This is a genomic window from Vibrio zhugei (genome assembly GCF_003716875.1).
GTDB classification, from domain to species: domain Bacteria; phylum Pseudomonadota; class Gammaproteobacteria; order Enterobacterales; family Vibrionaceae; genus Vibrio; species Vibrio zhugei.
This window is the reverse complement of sequence record NZ_CP033078.1, coordinates 2,532,015-2,546,395: the sequence shown is the minus strand read 5'-3', so window position 1 is coordinate 2,546,395 and position 14,381 is coordinate 2,532,015. Positions and strand designations below refer to the sequence as shown.

General features: G+C 45.1%; 26 protein-coding genes. 23 read left to right on the top strand and 3 right to left on the bottom strand.

Going from position 1 to position 14,381, the window contains the following annotated elements; all coding sequences use genetic code 11:
* Positions 1–7: 7 nt before the first annotated feature.
* The 20 genes from rplP to rplQ all read left to right on the top strand — a co-directional run bounded on the left by rplP (position 8) and on the right by rplQ (position 9,577).
* The gene (rplP, locus tag EAE30_RS16970; RefSeq protein ID WP_077314058.1) at positions 8–418 is read left to right on the top strand and encodes a 50S ribosomal protein L16; all 411 of its coding nucleotides are present in this window, start codon (positions 8–10) and stop codon (positions 416–418) included.
* Positions 418–609, top strand: a complete 192-nt coding sequence (rpmC, locus tag EAE30_RS16965; RefSeq protein WP_004728606.1) for a 50S ribosomal protein L29 — start codon at positions 418–420, stop codon at positions 607–609. The genes rplP and rpmC overlap by 1 nt, the downstream gene beginning before the upstream one ends.
* Positions 609–863 carry a 30S ribosomal protein S17 gene (gene rpsQ, locus EAE30_RS16960; RefSeq protein WP_123016979.1) on the top strand — a complete coding sequence of 85 codons (255 nt, stop codon included), beginning with the start codon at positions 609–611 and terminating at the stop codon, positions 861–863. Before rpmC ends, rpsQ begins: the two co-directional genes overlap by 1 nt.
* 164 nt (positions 864–1,027) lie before the next feature.
* The gene (rplN, locus tag EAE30_RS16955; protein ID WP_123016978.1) at positions 1,028–1,399 is read left to right on the top strand and encodes a 50S ribosomal protein L14; all 372 of its coding nucleotides are present in this window, start codon (positions 1,028–1,030) and stop codon (positions 1,397–1,399) included.
* 13 nt (positions 1,400–1,412) lie between these two features.
* A complete protein-coding gene (gene rplX / locus EAE30_RS16950; RefSeq protein WP_123016977.1) occupies positions 1,413–1,727 on the top strand; it encodes a 50S ribosomal protein L24 in 315 nt (104 codons plus the stop codon).
* Positions 1,728–1,741: 14 nt separating this feature from the next.
* On the top strand, positions 1,742–2,281 hold the full coding sequence (gene rplE, locus EAE30_RS16945; RefSeq protein WP_123016976.1) for a 50S ribosomal protein L5: 540 nt from the start codon (positions 1,742–1,744) through the stop codon (positions 2,279–2,281).
* Between the two features lie 17 nt (positions 2,282–2,298).
* Positions 2,299–2,604, top strand: coding sequence for a 30S ribosomal protein S14 (gene rpsN / locus EAE30_RS16940; protein ID WP_123016975.1), 306 nt, complete (start codon positions 2,299–2,301; stop codon positions 2,602–2,604).
* Between the two features lie 29 nt (positions 2,605–2,633).
* Positions 2,634–3,026 (top strand): 30S ribosomal protein S8, encoded by a 393-nt coding sequence (rpsH, locus tag EAE30_RS16935; RefSeq protein ID WP_077314047.1) that lies wholly within the window; start codon positions 2,634–2,636, stop codon positions 3,024–3,026.
* A 15-nt stretch (positions 3,027–3,041) separates the two neighbouring features.
* The gene (gene rplF, locus EAE30_RS16930; protein ID WP_123016974.1) at positions 3,042–3,578 is read left to right on the top strand and encodes a 50S ribosomal protein L6; all 537 of its coding nucleotides are present in this window, start codon (positions 3,042–3,044) and stop codon (positions 3,576–3,578) included.
* A gap of 9 nt (positions 3,579–3,587) precedes the next feature.
* On the top strand, positions 3,588–3,941 hold the full coding sequence (rplR, locus tag EAE30_RS16925) for a 50S ribosomal protein L18 (protein ID WP_123016973.1): 354 nt from the start codon (positions 3,588–3,590) through the stop codon (positions 3,939–3,941).
* A 14-nt stretch (positions 3,942–3,955) separates the two neighbouring features.
* Complete coding sequence (gene rpsE / locus EAE30_RS16920; RefSeq protein ID WP_123016972.1) at positions 3,956–4,456, top strand: 30S ribosomal protein S5; 501 nt, start codon at positions 3,956–3,958, stop codon at positions 4,454–4,456.
* 7 nt (positions 4,457–4,463) lie between these two features.
* Positions 4,464–4,640 (top strand): 50S ribosomal protein L30, encoded by a 177-nt coding sequence (gene rpmD, locus EAE30_RS16915; RefSeq protein ID WP_123016971.1) that lies wholly within the window; start codon positions 4,464–4,466, stop codon positions 4,638–4,640.
* A gap of 5 nt (positions 4,641–4,645) precedes the next feature.
* Positions 4,646–5,080 (top strand): 50S ribosomal protein L15, encoded by a 435-nt coding sequence (gene rplO, locus EAE30_RS16910; RefSeq protein ID WP_123016970.1) that lies wholly within the window; start codon positions 4,646–4,648, stop codon positions 5,078–5,080.
* A gap of 20 nt (positions 5,081–5,100) precedes the next feature.
* Positions 5,101–6,432 (top strand): preprotein translocase subunit SecY, encoded by a 1,332-nt coding sequence (secY, locus tag EAE30_RS16905; RefSeq protein WP_123016969.1) that lies wholly within the window; start codon positions 5,101–5,103, stop codon positions 6,430–6,432.
* Between the two features lie 44 nt (positions 6,433–6,476).
* Positions 6,477–6,590, top strand: a complete 114-nt coding sequence (gene rpmJ, locus EAE30_RS16900) for a 50S ribosomal protein L36 (protein ID WP_000868186.1) — start codon at positions 6,477–6,479, stop codon at positions 6,588–6,590.
* Positions 6,591–6,739: 149 nt separating this feature from the next.
* Entirely contained in the window at positions 6,740–7,096 is a 357-nt protein-coding gene (gene rpsM, locus EAE30_RS16895) for a 30S ribosomal protein S13 (RefSeq protein ID WP_123016968.1), read from the top strand.
* Positions 7,097–7,115: 19 nt separating this feature from the next.
* Positions 7,116–7,505: a 30S ribosomal protein S11 gene (gene rpsK / locus EAE30_RS16890; protein ID WP_077314034.1), complete on the top strand. Its 390-nt coding sequence runs from the start codon at positions 7,116–7,118 to the stop codon at positions 7,503–7,505.
* Positions 7,506–7,532: 27 nt separating this feature from the next.
* On the top strand, positions 7,533–8,153 hold the full coding sequence (gene rpsD / locus EAE30_RS16885; protein WP_123016967.1) for a 30S ribosomal protein S4: 621 nt from the start codon (positions 7,533–7,535) through the stop codon (positions 8,151–8,153).
* Positions 8,154–8,177: 24 nt separating this feature from the next.
* Positions 8,178–9,170 (top strand): DNA-directed RNA polymerase subunit alpha, encoded by a 993-nt coding sequence (locus EAE30_RS16880; protein ID WP_123016966.1) that lies wholly within the window; start codon positions 8,178–8,180, stop codon positions 9,168–9,170.
* A gap of 26 nt (positions 9,171–9,196) precedes the next feature.
* Positions 9,197–9,577, top strand: coding sequence for a 50S ribosomal protein L17 (rplQ, locus tag EAE30_RS16875; RefSeq protein ID WP_123016965.1), 381 nt, complete (start codon positions 9,197–9,199; stop codon positions 9,575–9,577).
* A gap of 64 nt (positions 9,578–9,641) precedes the next feature.
* On the opposite strand, the gene EAE30_RS16870 is transcribed toward rplQ, so the two are convergent.
* Both EAE30_RS16870 and EAE30_RS16865 read right to left on the bottom strand, forming a co-directional pair.
* A complete protein-coding gene (locus tag EAE30_RS16870; protein WP_241967689.1) occupies positions 9,642–10,142 on the bottom strand; it encodes a DUF2780 domain-containing protein in 501 nt (166 codons plus the stop codon).
* Between the two features lie 99 nt (positions 10,143–10,241).
* Positions 10,242–10,862: a BamJ family beta-barrel-assembly machinery protein gene (locus EAE30_RS16865; protein ID WP_123016964.1), complete on the bottom strand. Its 621-nt coding sequence runs from the start codon at positions 10,860–10,862 to the stop codon at positions 10,242–10,244.
* 231 nt (positions 10,863–11,093) lie between these two features.
* Between EAE30_RS16865 and EAE30_RS16860 the strand changes: the two genes are divergently transcribed.
* Positions 11,094–11,657, top strand: coding sequence for a LysM-like peptidoglycan-binding domain-containing protein (locus tag EAE30_RS16860; RefSeq protein WP_123016963.1), 564 nt, complete (start codon positions 11,094–11,096; stop codon positions 11,655–11,657).
* A 33-nt stretch (positions 11,658–11,690) separates the two neighbouring features.
* Here EAE30_RS16860 and EAE30_RS16855 read toward each other — a convergent pair whose 3' ends face one another.
* Positions 11,691–12,146, bottom strand: coding sequence for a GNAT family N-acetyltransferase (locus EAE30_RS16855; protein WP_123016962.1), 456 nt, complete (start codon positions 12,144–12,146; stop codon positions 11,691–11,693).
* 379 nt (positions 12,147–12,525) lie between these two features.
* On the opposite strand from EAE30_RS16855, the gene cobA reads away from it, so the two are divergent.
* Complete coding sequence (gene cobA / locus EAE30_RS16850; RefSeq protein ID WP_123016961.1) at positions 12,526–13,410, top strand: uroporphyrinogen-III C-methyltransferase; 885 nt, start codon at positions 12,526–12,528, stop codon at positions 13,408–13,410.
* Positions 13,411–13,458: 48 nt separating this feature from the next.
* Positions 13,459–14,367 carry a sulfate adenylyltransferase subunit CysD gene (gene cysD / locus EAE30_RS16845; RefSeq protein WP_123016960.1) on the top strand — a complete coding sequence of 303 codons (909 nt, stop codon included), beginning with the start codon at positions 13,459–13,461 and terminating at the stop codon, positions 14,365–14,367.
* The last annotated feature ends 14 nt before the right edge of the window (positions 14,368–14,381 follow it).

Genomic DNA, 14,381 nt, shown 5'->3' with positions numbered 1-14,381 from the left:
TCGACAGATGCTACAACCTAAACGTACTAAATTCCGTAAGGTTCAGACTGGTCGTAACCGTGGTCTAGCTAAAGGTACTGAAGTATCATTCGGTACTTTCGGTTTAAAAGCTGTTGGCCGTGGTCGTCTGACTGCTCGTCAAATCGAAGCGGCACGTCGTGCAATGACACGTCACATTAAGCGTCAAGGTCAAATCTGGATCCGTGTGTTCCCAGATAAGCCTATCACAGAAAAACCACTTGAAGTTCGTCAAGGTAAGGGTAAAGGTAACGTTGAGTACTGGGTAGCCCAAATCCAACCTGGAAAGGTTATGTACGAAGTTGATGGTGTACCTGAAGAGTTGGCGCGTGAAGCGTTCCGCCTAGCGGCTCGTAAACTGCCATTCAAAACCACATTTGTAACTAAGCAGGTGATGTGATGAAAGCACTAGATCTACGCGAGAAAAGCGTTGAAGAGCTTAATGCTGAGCTACTGAATTTGTTGAAAGAACAGTTCAACTTGCGTATGCAAGCTGCTACTGGTCAGCTACAACAAACTCACACTCTAAAAGCTGTACGCCGTGATATCGCACGTGTGAAAACTGTTTTGACTGAGAAGGCAGGCGCATAATGAGCGACAAAATTCGTACTCAACAAGGTCGCGTTGTTAGCAACAAAATGGACAAGTCTATTGTTGTTATCATTGAACGTTTCGTAAAACACCCAATTTACGGTAAGTTCATGAAACGCACCACAAAACTGCACGCTCACGATGAAAACAACGAATGTAGCCAAGGCGATATCGTTGAAATCAAAGAGTGTCGTCCACTGTCTAAGACTAAGTCTTGGACATTGGTTAAAGTTGTAGAAAAAGCGAAAATTTAATTTTCTTTTTCTATAAATAAAATAAGCGGCTACGGGAAATTTTTCGAGCCGCTTGTTTTTTGACTACCCTTTCTAAAAAAAGGGTGGTACAATTCGCGTCCCTTTTAAAGAGGCAGCCCGACCCGAGATGGGTCTAGTTTTTTTATATTTAGCGGAGCACTAACATGATCCAAATGCAAAGTATGCTGGACGCAGCTGATAACTCAGGCGCTCGCAGCGTAATGTGTATTAAGGTTCTGGGTGGCTCTCACCGCCGTTACGCTCATGTGGGCGACATCATCAAAGTTACTGTTAAGGAAGCAATTCCTCGCGGTAAAGTAAAAAAAGGTGATGTAATGAAGGCAGTGGTAGTTCGCACCCGTAAAGGCGTACGTCGTCAGGACGGTTCTGTCATTCGCTTCGACCGTAATGCTTGTGTATTGTTAAATAACAATACTGAGCAACCAATCGGTACACGTATCTTTGGTCCAGTGACGCGTGAACTTCGTAATGCGAAATTCATGAAGATCGTTTCACTGGCTCCAGAAGTTCTGTAAGGAGCGGCAAACAATGGCAGCTAAAATCCGTCGTAACGACGAAGTAATCGTTCTTGCTGGTAAAGATAAAGGCAAGAAAGGTAAAGTAAGCAAGGTTCTTGAAACTGGTAAAGTTATCGTTGAAGGTATCAACCTAGTTAAGAAGCATCAAAAACCTGTTCCAGCTCTTGGTACCCAAGGTGGTATTGTTGAGCAAGAAGCAGCAATCGATGCATCTAACGTGGCTATCTTTAACGCAGCTACTGGTAAAGCGGACCGTGTAGGTTTCCGTTTTGAAGAAGGCGCTAAAGTGCGTTTCTTCAAGTCTAACGGTGAAACAATTAAGTAATTTGGAGTTCTACTATGGCGAAACTGCATGATTACTACAAGTCGTCTGTAGTCGCTGAACTGACCAAACAGTTCGGTTACACAAGCGTCATGCAAGTCCCTAGAATTGAGAAGATCACCCTCAATATGGGCGTTGGTGAAGCAATCAACGATAAGAAACTGCTAGAAAATGCAGCATCTGATATGGCTATTATCTCAGGTCAAAAACCTTTGATTACTAAAGCTCGTAAATCTGTTGCAGGTTTCAAAATTCGTGAAGGCTACCCAATTGGTTGTAAAGTAACCTTGCGTGGCGAGCGCATGTGGGATTTCTTTGAGCGTTTGATTTCTATCGCTCTACCACGTGTACGCGATTTCCGCGGTGTTAGCGCTAAGTCTTTTGACGGACGCGGTAACTACAGCATGGGCGTTCGCGAGCAAATCATCTTCCCGGAAATCGACTACGATAAAGTCGATCGAGTACGCGGTCTTGATATCACTATCACGACTACAGGTGCTACCGATGAGGAAGGCCATGCTCTGCTGGCTGCCTTTAACTTCCCATTCCGTAAGTAAGGTGAAGGGTTACTGTTATGGCTAAACAATCAATGAAAGCACGTGACGTTAAACGTGCCAAGCTAGTAGCAAAGTACGCTGAAAAGCGCGCAGCGCTTAAAGCTATCATCAGCGATGTAAACGCATCAGAAGAAGATCGTTGGAATGCAGTACTTAAACTGCAAACTCTTCCACGTGATTCAAGTGCATCACGTCAGCGCAACCGTTGTAACCAAACTGGTCGTCCACACGGTTACCTACGTAAATTCGGTCTGAGCCGTATCAAAGTTCGTGAAGCTTGCATGAAAGGCGAGATTCCTGGACTTCGTAAGGCTAGCTGGTAATTGCCACTTAATCATTTGGAGTAAAGTTTATGAGCATGCAAGATCCGATTTCGGATATGCTGACCCGTATTCGTAACGGTCAGGCAGCACAAAAAGTTGCTGTTACAATGCCTTCTTCAAAGCTTAAAGTTGCAATTGCTGCACTACTTAAAGCTGAAGGTTACATCGTAGACTTCGCAGTAAACAGCGAAGTTAAACCTGAGCTAGAAGTGACTCTTAAGTACTTCCAAGCTAAACCTGTAATTGAGCAAATCCAACGTGTTTCACGTCCTGGTCTGCGCGTCTACAAGAAAAAAGACGAGCTACCATCTGTGATGGGCGGTCTGGGTGTTGCCGTAGTTTCTACTTCCAAGGGTCTTATGTCAGACCGTGCCGCGCGTAAAGCCGGTCTTGGTGGTGAAATCATTTGCTACGTAGCGTAATTTAAGGAGTAGGATATGTCTCGTGTTGCTAAAGCACCTGTCGCTATTCCAGCTGGCGTAGAGGTGAAACTAAACGGCCAAGAGATCACCGTAAAAGGTGCTAAAGGTGAATTGACTCGCGTTCTTAACAACCTAGTTGTTGTTGGACAAGAAGACAATGCCCTTACTTTCGGTCCAGTCAACGAACGTGTTACTAACTCTTGGGCGCAAGCAGGTACTGCTCGTGCACTAGTTAACAACATGATTCTTGGTGTTACTGAAGGCTTCACTAAGAAGCTAACTTTGAAAGGTGTCGGTTACCGTGCTGCTGTTAAAGGCAACGCTGTAGCTCTAACTCTAGGCTTCTCTCACCCTGTTGAGCATGAATTGCCTGCAGGTATTAAGGCTGAATGTCCTAGCCAAACTGAGATCGTTGTAACTGGTTGTGATAAGCAATTAGTTGGTCAAGTTGCGGCAGATATTCGTTCTTACCGTGAACCTGAACCTTATAAAGGTAAAGGTGTTCGTTACGCAGATGAAAATGTGCGTACTAAAGAAGCTAAGAAGAAGTAAGGTAACGCTATGGATAAGAAAGCATCTCGCATCCGTCGTGCCCTTCGTGCACGTCGTAAGATTGCAGAACTGGGTGCAACTCGCCTAGTAGTACACCGTACTCCTCGTCACGTGTACGCACAGGTGATTGCAGCTAATGGCTCTGAGGTTATCGCAGCAGCTTCTACTGTAGAAAAAGCGATCCGTGAGCAGGTTAAAAACACCGGTAACATCGATGCTGCAAAAGCAGTAGGCAAAGCTATTGCTGAGCGTGCGCTTGAAAAAGGCGTGACTGCAGTTGCATTTGATCGTTCTGGTTTCCAATACCACGGTCGAGTAGCGGCGCTAGCAGAAAATGCTCGCGAAGCTGGTCTGAAATTCTAAGGTAGGGTTGGAAGATGGCTAAAGAACAACAACAAGCTAATGATTTGCAAGAAAAGCTAATCGCCGTTAACCGCGTTTCTAAAACGGTTAAAGGTGGTCGAATCATGAGCTTTACTGCACTAACTGTAGTTGGTGACGGTAACGGTCGTGTAGGTTTCGGATACGGTAAAGCCCGTGAAGTACCTGCAGCGATTCAAAAAGCAATGGAAAAAGCGCGTCGTAACATGGTTACTATCGCACTTAACGAAGGCACTCTTCACCATCCGGTGAAAGGTCGTCACTCGGGTTCTAAAGTTTACATGCAGCCTGCTGCAGAAGGTACGGGTGTTATCGCCGGTGGTGCGATGCGTGCTGTACTAGAAGTGGCTGGTGTACATAACGTACTATCAAAAGCGTACGGTTCAACTAACCCAATCAACGTTGTTCGTGCAACAATCGATGCATTGGGTAGCATGAAGTCACCTGAAATGGTTGCTGCTAAACGTGGTCTGACTGTTGAATCTATTTCGGAGTAAGAACACCATGGCAACTATTAAAGTAACTCAAACTAAAAGCTCAATTGGTCGCCTACCTAAGCATAAAGCTACTTTGCGTGGACTAGGCCTTCGTCGCATCAACCATACAGTTGAACTGGAAGACACACCATGTATTCGTGGTATGGTCAATAAAGTTCACTACATGGTTAAAATTGAGGAGTAATCAGAATGCGTTTGAATACTCTATCACCGGCTGCGGGTTCTAAACCTTCGAAGAAGCGTTTAGGCCGTGGTATCGGTTCGGGCCTTGGTAAAACAGGTGGCCGTGGTCACAAAGGTCAAAAATCGCGTTCAGGCGGTTCAGTTCGTCCAGGTTTCGAAGGCGGTCAAATGCCATTGAAACAACGTTTGCCAAAATTCGGCTTCAAATCTCGTAAAGGATTTGTATCTGCTGAAGTTCGCTTAAGCGAATTCGCAAAAGTAACTGGCGAAGTTGTTGATTTAAATAGCCTTAAAGCAGCAAACGTTGTTGCTAAGAACATCGAAAATGTTAAAGTTGTTCTTTCTGGCGAGATCAATAAAGCAGTGACTGTAAAAGGTCTACGCGTGACTAAAGGCGCTAAAGCTGCGATCGAAGCTGCAGGCGGTAAAATCGAGGAATAATCTCGAGGATTGAGGTACAGATGGCTAAGAAATCAGGAAAAGATTTTCGTAGTGCTCAAGGCGGCTCAAGTGAACTAAGGTCGCGCTTATTATTCGTAATATGTGCACTTTTAGTGTTCCGAGCGGGCTCCTTTGTGCCTATTCCTGGGATTGACGCTGCTGTACTCGCCGATTTGTTCGAACAGCAGAAAGGCACCATCATTGAAATGTTTAATATGTTCTCTGGTGGTGCACTTTCGCGTGCATCTATATTCGCGCTGGGCATTATGCCGTATATTTCGGCATCAATTGTTGTTCAGCTGTTGACTGTGGTTCATCCCGCGTTAGCCGAACTCAAGAAAGAGGGTGAGGCAGGCCGAAGAAAAATCAGCCAATATACGCGCTACGGCACGCTTGTACTTGCAATATTCCAAGCTATTGGTATCGCAACTGGCTTACCAAACATGGTCCCTAATCTGGTCGTTATCGACCAAACCATGTTTACGCTAATTGCAACCGTAAGTTTAGTAACCGGCACCATGTTCTTAATGTGGTTAGGTGAACAGATTACAGAGCGAGGAATTGGTAATGGTATTTCATTACTGATTTTTGCAGGTATTGTTGCTGGATTGCCTAAGGCAATCGGACAAACTATCGAGCAAGCGCGTCAAGGTGAATTGCATGTTCTTCTTCTGTTGTTTATTGCAGTAATTGCTTTTGCCACTATCTACTTTGTTGTTTTCATGGAGCGTGGTCAACGTCGTATCGTCGTTAACTATGCAAAACGTCAACAAGGTCGTAAGGTATTTGCTGCGCAGAGTACTCACTTGCCATTGAAAATTAATATGGCCGGTGTTATTCCTGCGATTTTTGCCTCAAGTATAATCCTTTTCCCTGGCACATTAGCTCAGTGGTTTGGTAAGAGCGGTAACCCAGCATTCAGCTGGTTGACCGATGTCTCATTGGCGTTAAGCCCGGGACAGCCGCTTTATGTTATCTTGTATGCAGTTGCAATTATTTTCTTCTGTTTCTTTTATACAGCGTTGGTGTTTAACCCACGTGAAACAGCAGACAACTTGAAGAAGTCAGGTGCGTTCGTACCCGGTATCCGCCCAGGTGAACAGACAGCGATGTATATCGACAAGGTAATGACCCGCCTTACATTGGCAGGAGCGTTATACATTACCTTTATCTGTCTGATTCCCCAGTTCATGATGTCAGCATGGAACGTAAGGTTCTATTTTGGCGGCACCTCACTACTTATCGTAGTAGTTGTAATCATGGACTTTATGGCACAGGTACAGACTCATATGATGTCAAATCAATATGATTCTGTGTTGAAAAAGGCTAATCTTAAGGGTTATGGTCGTTAATAAATACCTCCATACCGTTTTGATTGATTTTACGGAGTTTAGCAATGAAAGTTCGTGCTTCCGTTAAAAAAATCTGCCGTAACTGCAAAGTTATCAAACGCAACGGTGTTGTGCGCGTAATTTGTAGTGAGCCAAAGCACAAGCAGCGCCAAGGCTAATAAGCAGAAATTTTTACTTGAAAAAGAAGGTAGTGTCGAGTATATTTCTCGACCTACCTTTTGCGTGCAAAAGAAGTAGTATACCGCAGCGTATCCTCAACGGGCTCTGCTGCGGATAATTCTTTATATAAAGTACCTAGGAGTGAATAGTGGCCCGTATAGCAGGCATTAACATTCCTGATCAAAAACATGCTGTGATTGCTTTAACATCAATCTACGGCGTTGGTAAAACTCGTTCTAAGTCTATTTTGGCTGAAGTGGGTATTGCTGAGAATGTTAAGATCAGTGAACTAACTGAAGAGCAGATCAATCTACTGCGTGATGGTGTAGCTAAGTACACTGTAGAAGGTGATCTACGTCGTGAAGTTTCCATGAACATCAAGCGTCTTATGGACCTTGGCTGTTACCGTGGTCTTCGTCATCGTCGCAGTCTACCACTACGTGGACAGCGTACTAAAACCAACGCACGTACCCGTAAGGGTCCGAGCAAGCCGATCAAGAAATAGTCGGGAAGGGTAGAGTACAATGGCAAAACAACCAAGTCGCGCACGTAAGCGCGTCCGCAAGCAAATTGCAGATGGTATAGCGCATATCCACGCATCTTTCAACAACACAATCGTGACCATTTCTGACCGTCAAGGTAACGCTCTAGCATGGGCTACTGCAGGTGGTTCAGGTTTCCGTGGTTCTCGTAAATCTACACCGTTCGCAGCACAAGTTGCAGCAGAACGTTGTGCAGAGATGGCTAAAGAATATGGCCTAAAGAACTTGGAAGTTATGGTTAAGGGTCCTGGTCCAGGTCGTGAATCTACTGTTCGCGCACTGAATGCCGCTGGTTTCCGTATCACAAACATCGTTGATGCGACACCAATCCCTCATAACGGTTGTCGTCCACCTAAGAAACGTCGCGTATAACGTTTCTGGGAACATTGGAGAAAGATCATGGCAAGATATTTGGGTCCTAAGCTGAAGCTTAGTCGCCGCGAAGGTACCGACTTATTCCTTAAGTCAGGTGTTCGCGCGATTGATACCAAGTGTAAAATCGATAACGCCCCAGGTGTACACGGCGCACGTCGCGGTCGTCTATCTGAATATGGCGTTCAGCTTCGTGAGAAGCAGAAAGTACGTCGTATGTATGGCGTATTAGAAAAACAATTCCGTAACTACTACAAAGAAGCAGCTCGCCTTAAAGGTAACACTGGTGAGAACTTACTTCAGCTTCTAGAAGGTCGTCTAGATAACGTAGTTTACCGCATGGGCTTTGGTGCAACTCGCGCAGAAGCACGTCAGCTAGTTAGCCACAAAGCTATCCTAGTAAACGGTAAAGTTGTAAACGTTCCTTCTTTCAAAGTTGCGGCAACCGACGTTGTTGCTATCCGTGAGAAAGCTCAAAAGCAATCTCGCATCACAGCGGCTCTAGAAGTTGCTGAACAACGCGAAAAACCAACTTGGATTGAAGTAGATGCTAGCAAGATGGAAGGAACATTCAAGCGTATGCCTGAGCGTTCTGATCTGTCAGCTGACATCAACGAACAATTGATCGTCGAGCTTTACTCTAAGTAAGGTTTAAACTAAAGAGAGGACACAATGCAGGGTTCTGTAACAGAATTTCTTAAGCCACGTCTAGTTGACATCGAACAGATCAATGAGACACACGCAAAAGTAACTCTTGAGCCGTTAGAGCGTGGTTTTGGCCACACTCTGGGTAATGCACTTCGCCGTATTCTTCTATCTTCTATGCCTGGCTGTGCAGTCACGGAAGTAGAGATTGAAGGCGTACTTCACGAATACAGCACCAAAGAAGGTGTTCAAGAAGATATCTTAGAGATTCTTCTTAACCTGAAAGGTTTAGCTGTTCGCGTTGCTGACGGTAAAGATGAAGTGTTCATTACACTGAACAAATCAGGCTCGGGCCCTGTGGTTGCAGGTGACATCACCCATGATGGTGATGTAGAGATCGTAAATCCTGAGCACGTTATTTGTCATCTTACCGATGATAACGCTGAGATCGCTATGCGTATCAAAGTTCAACGTGGTCGTGGTTACGTTCCAGCTTCAGCCCGTATCCATACTGATGAAGATGAGCGTCCAATCGGTCGTTTGCTTGTTGATGCAACCTATAGCCCAGTAGACAAAATTGCCTACTCAGTGGCTGCAGCGCGTGTTGAACAGCGTACAGACTTGGACAAACTTGTTATCGATATGGAAACTAACGGGACTCTAGAACCTGAGGAAGCTATCCGTCGTGCAGCAACAATTCTTGCTGAACAATTGGATGCGTTCGTAGATCTTCGTGATGTACGTGTTCCAGAGGAAAAAGAAGAGAAGCCGGAATTCGATCCTATCCTACTCCGTCCTGTAGACGATCTTGAACTAACAGTTCGCTCTGCTAACTGTCTAAAAGCAGAAGCGATTCACTACATCGGTGATCTTGTGCAACGTACCGAAGTTGAGCTTCTGAAAACGCCGAACTTGGGTAAAAAATCTCTTACAGAGATTAAAGACGTTCTTGCATCACGCGGGCTTTCTCTTGGCATGCGCCTAGAGAATTGGCCACCAGCGTCGATTGCAGAAGATTAATCGATATTAGTTAGAAGGATTAGGTCATGCGCCATCGTAAGAGTGGTCGTCAACTCAACCGCAACAGCAGTCATCGCAAAGCGATGTTCAGCAATATGGCTAGCTCTCTAGTACGTCATGAAATTATCAAGACTACAGTGCCAAAAGCTAAAGAGCTACGTCGCGTCGTTGAGCCTTTGATTACACTAGCTAAGACTGACAGCGTTGCAAACCGTCGTCTAGCATTTGCTCGTACTCGTGATAACGAAGTTGTAGCAAAACTATTTAACGAACTAGGTCCACGTTTCGCTGCACGTCAAGGCGGCTACACTCGTATTCTTAAGTGTGGTTTCCGTGCTGGTGATAAAGCTCCAATGGCTTACATTGAGCTTGTAGAACGTTCAGCAGCTGAAGAAGCCGCTGAATAATCAGTTCGAAATAAGAGAAAAACCGAGCATGTAATGTGCTCGGTTTTTTTGTGCCTATCAGATATTAAGAATTGCTTCCCCATAAGCCACTCAATGAATCAATTAAGCTATTGCTGGCATTGTGCTGAGTTAAATACTGCAGCACAATCGGAACGAACTGGCTGATCATCGCTGGATCCAATCCTAACTTAGTAAAAATGGCATTCACTTGGCTGAGCGAATTGATGTTTGACCCTAATTTAGAGCTTCCACCCAGATTTAAGTTTGTAAGCTTGTCGATACCTGGAACCAGTTGATTGAGTTCCTGTTTGTTTTGCATGCCAAGTTTGTTTTGTGCCAATGCGAGTAATGCGCCAGCACCGCCTGCGGCTTGCTTGGGCTTAACATCCAACTGTTGGCTTATATTCGATGTCAACTGGCTGGTTGCCTTCACTTGGTTTAATGCTCCATTTAAGGTTTTTGTGATGCTGTCATCACTGTTACCAAAGTTGAGAAATGCGTGGCTTGGAGCGCTGATGAGCGTGGCACTGATCGCCAGTACGCTAACTAGGGAGCGTTTCATCATAGATGTATTTCCTCGTAAAGTCGTGTTGGTGTCCTGCCTACTTTAGATCAAAAAAAGCGGCGCAATGCGCCGCTTGATGTTAAATCTTTGCGAATTTTCTTACAGGATATCGAGAAGTTCTACTTCAAATACCAATGCTGCGTAAGGAGGGATCGCTGCACCAGCACCGCGTTCACCGTAGGCCAAGTCTTGTGGCACATACAGTTTCCATTTAGAGCCAGCAGGCATCATTTGTAGGGCTTCAACCCAACCTTGAATCACACCTGTTACTGGGAACTCAACTGGTTCGCCACGTTGTACTGAGCTGTCGAATACCGTGCCATCAGTCAATTGACCATGATAGTGAACACGAACTGTTTTATCTGAAGTTGGAACGTCACCCGCACCTTCGGCGATGATTTCGTATTGTAGGCCAGAGTCCGTTACCGTCACTTCAGGGCGTAGTGCATTGTCTTTTAGAAATGCTTCGCCTTCCGCTGCCGCCGCTTTTGCTAACTCTTGACGAGCTTCTTCAGCACGTTGATGAATGGCTTGCAGTGCTTGGTTGATTTCATCGATAGCAACCGCTGGTTCTTCACCTTTGAGTGCAGTTGCGATACCAGCTGCGATTGCATCGACGTTTAGGCCTTCTAAACCACTACCCGCAAGTTGTTGGCCCATTTGAATACCAATGCCGTAGCTGGCTTTTTTCTCTAATGTTTCGAATGTTACTTCAGACATAAACGTTACTCTTTAGCATAAATAAATAAAGTCGAAAGCATACCAGTTTAGCGCGAGTGATGAAACGGCTCATAGTAAATACCTTTATAAAGGTGTTAAGGTGTGACTAACCGCATTCAATGGTGAGACAATGACTTGAATTTCATTAATAACATTCAGAAATACGGATAATTTCTTATACAATAACTACAGTCACTTTTTCTAGATTAGCCCTAGGTATGGGACGGAAATATGAATCGCCGCAGACGCAAAAAAAGTAAACCTGACAATGATTTTTTACAGAGCTGTCAGCAACGGTTGGCCAGTATTAATTGGTCAGGCGTACCTTCTCGTGCTCAGCATGAGTGGCAAGCGATGCCAAGCAAGCATCGTTTATGGCTAAAGATCTTAACGCCAGTCGTTATTATTGTGGCGCTAGTGCCATTACCGCAACAGACACAGCAGCCTGAGCAGGCTCAATCTGTTAGTGTGAATGTCAATAGTGTGGGATTGAGCCGACAAGTCGGTGATGATCATCGCGCCCCACAAGCTCCGAAAGTTTGGCACCAGTATATCGTGAAGCAAGGGGATACCTTAGCAGCGGTGTTTCGTGAGAATGATCTTTCATTAGCCGACTTACATGCACTCGTGTCGGTTGAAGGTGCGGATAAACCACTAAGCCGCATCCAAAAAGGTCAGATTATTCGTTATAAACTGACCAATAATCAGAAGCTTGATATTCTCCAAGTAGAGAAAAGTGATCAATCGGTTATGTTTTTTCGTATGGCCGATGGGTCATTCGGACGTAGTGACTAGCGGATTGTTGCGCGTAAGGGACGCAAACCGTCCCTATGCAAGTAGCATCTCGATATGAGCAATACCATCGAGGTCAAAGGGGGCAGACTGCGTAACAAAACCGTGGTTTTGATAAAAGCGCTCAAGGTGAGCTTGCGCCTCGATACTGATGGTTTTCCCCAACCAAAAATGCTGATTATATTGAATCGCCATCTTCATTAATTGATCGCCAACGCCTTTCTTCCTGACTACTGGCTTAATTAATACCCGTCCAATACTGCTTGAGTTCGCAAAGCTGCTTCCCGGTGGGAGCAATCGCGCATAAGCGACCAGTTCATCCCCTACATACCCGAGCAAATGTTTGACCCCTTGCATGCGATCTTTATTGTCTAATTCGTTATAAGCACATTCTTGCTCGACAACAAAGACGTCTACCCTGAGTTTCAGCACATCGTATAACTGATCGGTAGAAAGCTGAGTAAAGTCTACGCATAACCATTGGATATCCATTTGGTGGGCCCTTTTGGTGAGTAAATAAAAATCATAACATGGAAAATCTTCGGCGCAAGATCTTACTCCGTTCGATGATTACGCCGCCGACAGCCGGTTTAAATATAACCATTGGATCTATCACCTAACTATATCTCGATAAAACGATAGCTTTGATGAGGTGTAGATGGAGCTTATTATGGTTAATATTTCAATATATTTTAATTTAATTAATATTTTTCAATTAGTTATATTTTATTGTTTAGACTGCATATTCATTTCCCGCTTTATCACGCCGCTTCTTATCAGTTTTTCGCATAAAAAATGAAATTATAGAATTTCATGTAATATTTATGACTCCGCATAATGCGGCCATGAACGAACGTAAAGGACGACACACATGGCTGATGTAATCGATGTGGCAAAATTGGCTGACCGACGAGAGAAAGCTCAGGCTTATCAAGGAACGGATAAAAACATTCAGCATGTTTTTGCCAATATGACCTCTTCGACGCTGCTACCAGGGCAAGTGGCATTGGTTGGCGCTGGACCCGGCGATCCTGAGTTACTGACCATGAAAGCGTTGAGTTTTTTGTTGCAAGCGGATGTGGTGTTGTTCGATTACCTTGTGTCTGAAGACATTATGGCATTAGTGCCGGATGACACCATCTGTGTTTGTGTTGGTAAACGTGCTGGGCATCACAGTGTGCCACAGGAAAAAACCAATCAGTTACTGGTTGATTTTGCCAAGCAAGGTCATCGGGTCGTGCGCATCAAAGGCGGGGATCCCTTTATGTTTGGGCGAGGGGGTGAAGAGCTGGAAGTGCTTTTTCAAGCGGGCGTGTCTTTCCAAGTCATTCCCGGAATTACCGCGGCCGCCGGAGCTACCGCATATGCGGGCATCCCTCTGACCCATCGCGATTACGCTCAATCGGCATTATTTGTGACTGGCCACTGCAAATCCGGTGGCGCTGTACAGGACTGGCAGACATTAGCTCGTGCGCACCAGACATTAGTTATCTATATGGGCTTAATGAATGCCCAGACAATCCGCGATCAGTTAATGGCACACGGTCGCAGTGGAACCACACCTATCGCCATTATCGAACGTGGCACGCAAGCCTCACAACGAGTCAATGTGAGCACGCTAGATCAACTGCCTGTTATCGCCTCTTCTGCTCAGTCTCCGGCTTTAATCGTCGTCGGGGAGGTGGTCGAACTGGCCGATAAACTGCAATGGTTTACTTCTCAATCTCAACATTCCCAACATTATCGTACAGCATAGTGGCGTTAAGCGAACGCTGCTATTTGGACAACGAAAGGACGTGGTGACATGGACCAACAACGCTTAACTCATTTACAACAGCTTGAAGCCGAAAGCATTCACATCATTCGGGAGGTAGCTGCAGAATTTTCCAATCCCGTCATGATGTATTCGATTGGTAAGGACTCTTCTGTCATGTTGCATCTTGCACGCAAAGCTTTCTACCCAGGAAAAATTCCATTCCCACTGTTGCATGTGGATACGAATTGGAAGTTTCAGGAGATGATTCGCTTTCGTGATGACACGGCGAAAAAGTACGACCTTGATTTAATCGTACATAAAAACCCAGAAGGATTGGCGATGGGGATCAGTCCTTTTGAGCATGGTTCTTCCAAACATACCGACATAATGAAGACTCAAGGGTTGAAACAAGCCCTAAATCAACACGGATTTGATGCTGCTTTCGGTGGCGCAAGAAGGGATGAAGAAAAATCTCGTGCCAAGGAACGGGTGTATTCATTTCGAGATCGTCATCATGGATGGGATCCTAAAAATCAGCGTCCTGAATTGTGGCATACCTATAACGGTCAAGTGGATAAAGGCGAAAGTATTCGTGTCTTTCCATTGTCAAACTGGACGGAATTGGATATCTGGCAATACATTTATTTAGAAAATATCGATATTGTTCCTTTGTATTTCGCACAAGAAAGGCCCGTAGTTGAGCGTGATGGCATGTTAATCATGAAAGATGATGACCGAATGCAATTACGCGAGGGGGAAACACTCGAGTATCGAAAAGTGCGTTTTCGTACACTGGGTTGTTATCCACTGACTGGGGCGATTGAATCACAAGCGCAGACACTGCCAGACATTATTGAAGAAATGTTAGTGACGACATCGAGTGAACGACAGGGACGAGCGATCGACCATGATCAGTCAGGATCGATGGAAATGAAAAAACGTCAAGGGTACTTTTAGGGAGCACGACATCG

Excerpts from the sequence above, each read along its gene's own strand:
- rplP (WP_077314058.1), top strand. The coding sequence starts at position 8 with ATGCTACAACCTAAACGTACTAAATTCCGTAAGGTTCAGACTGGTCGT.
- rpmC (WP_004728606.1), top strand. The coding sequence starts at position 418 with ATGAAAGCACTAGATCTACGCGAGAAAAGCGTTGAAGAGCTTAATGCT.
- rpsQ (WP_123016979.1), top strand. The coding sequence starts at position 609 with ATGAGCGACAAAATTCGTACTCAACAAGGTCGCGTTGTTAGCAACAAA.
- rplN (WP_123016978.1), top strand. The coding sequence starts at position 1,028 with ATGATCCAAATGCAAAGTATGCTGGACGCAGCTGATAACTCAGGCGCT.
- rplX (WP_123016977.1), top strand. The coding sequence starts at position 1,413 with ATGGCAGCTAAAATCCGTCGTAACGACGAAGTAATCGTTCTTGCTGGT.
- rplE (WP_123016976.1), top strand. The coding sequence starts at position 1,742 with ATGGCGAAACTGCATGATTACTACAAGTCGTCTGTAGTCGCTGAACTG.
- rpsN (WP_123016975.1), top strand. The coding sequence starts at position 2,299 with ATGGCTAAACAATCAATGAAAGCACGTGACGTTAAACGTGCCAAGCTA.
- rpsH (WP_077314047.1), top strand. The coding sequence starts at position 2,634 with ATGAGCATGCAAGATCCGATTTCGGATATGCTGACCCGTATTCGTAAC.
- rplF (WP_123016974.1), top strand. The coding sequence starts at position 3,042 with ATGTCTCGTGTTGCTAAAGCACCTGTCGCTATTCCAGCTGGCGTAGAG.
- rplR (WP_123016973.1), top strand. The coding sequence starts at position 3,588 with ATGGATAAGAAAGCATCTCGCATCCGTCGTGCCCTTCGTGCACGTCGT.
- rpsE (WP_123016972.1), top strand. The coding sequence starts at position 3,956 with ATGGCTAAAGAACAACAACAAGCTAATGATTTGCAAGAAAAGCTAATC.
- rpmD (WP_123016971.1), top strand. The coding sequence starts at position 4,464 with ATGGCAACTATTAAAGTAACTCAAACTAAAAGCTCAATTGGTCGCCTA.
- rplO (WP_123016970.1), top strand. The coding sequence starts at position 4,646 with ATGCGTTTGAATACTCTATCACCGGCTGCGGGTTCTAAACCTTCGAAG.
- secY (WP_123016969.1), top strand. The coding sequence starts at position 5,101 with ATGGCTAAGAAATCAGGAAAAGATTTTCGTAGTGCTCAAGGCGGCTCA.
- rpmJ (WP_000868186.1), top strand. The coding sequence starts at position 6,477 with ATGAAAGTTCGTGCTTCCGTTAAAAAAATCTGCCGTAACTGCAAAGTT.
- rpsK (WP_077314034.1), top strand. The coding sequence starts at position 7,116 with ATGGCAAAACAACCAAGTCGCGCACGTAAGCGCGTCCGCAAGCAAATT.
- rpsD (WP_123016967.1), top strand. The coding sequence starts at position 7,533 with ATGGCAAGATATTTGGGTCCTAAGCTGAAGCTTAGTCGCCGCGAAGGT.
- EAE30_RS16880 (WP_123016966.1), top strand. The coding sequence starts at position 8,178 with ATGCAGGGTTCTGTAACAGAATTTCTTAAGCCACGTCTAGTTGACATC.
- rplQ (WP_123016965.1), top strand. The coding sequence starts at position 9,197 with ATGCGCCATCGTAAGAGTGGTCGTCAACTCAACCGCAACAGCAGTCAT.
- EAE30_RS16870 (WP_241967689.1), bottom strand. The coding sequence starts at position 10,142 with ATGATGAAACGCTCCCTAGTTAGCGTACTGGCGATCAGTGCCACGCTC.
- EAE30_RS16865 (WP_123016964.1), bottom strand. The coding sequence starts at position 10,862 with ATGTCTGAAGTAACATTCGAAACATTAGAGAAAAAAGCCAGCTACGGC.
- EAE30_RS16860 (WP_123016963.1), top strand. The coding sequence starts at position 11,094 with ATGAATCGCCGCAGACGCAAAAAAAGTAAACCTGACAATGATTTTTTA.
- EAE30_RS16855 (WP_123016962.1), bottom strand. The coding sequence starts at position 12,146 with ATGGATATCCAATGGTTATGCGTAGACTTTACTCAGCTTTCTACCGAT.
- cobA (WP_123016961.1), top strand. The coding sequence starts at position 12,526 with ATGGCTGATGTAATCGATGTGGCAAAATTGGCTGACCGACGAGAGAAA.
- cysD (WP_123016960.1), top strand. The coding sequence starts at position 13,459 with ATGGACCAACAACGCTTAACTCATTTACAACAGCTTGAAGCCGAAAGC.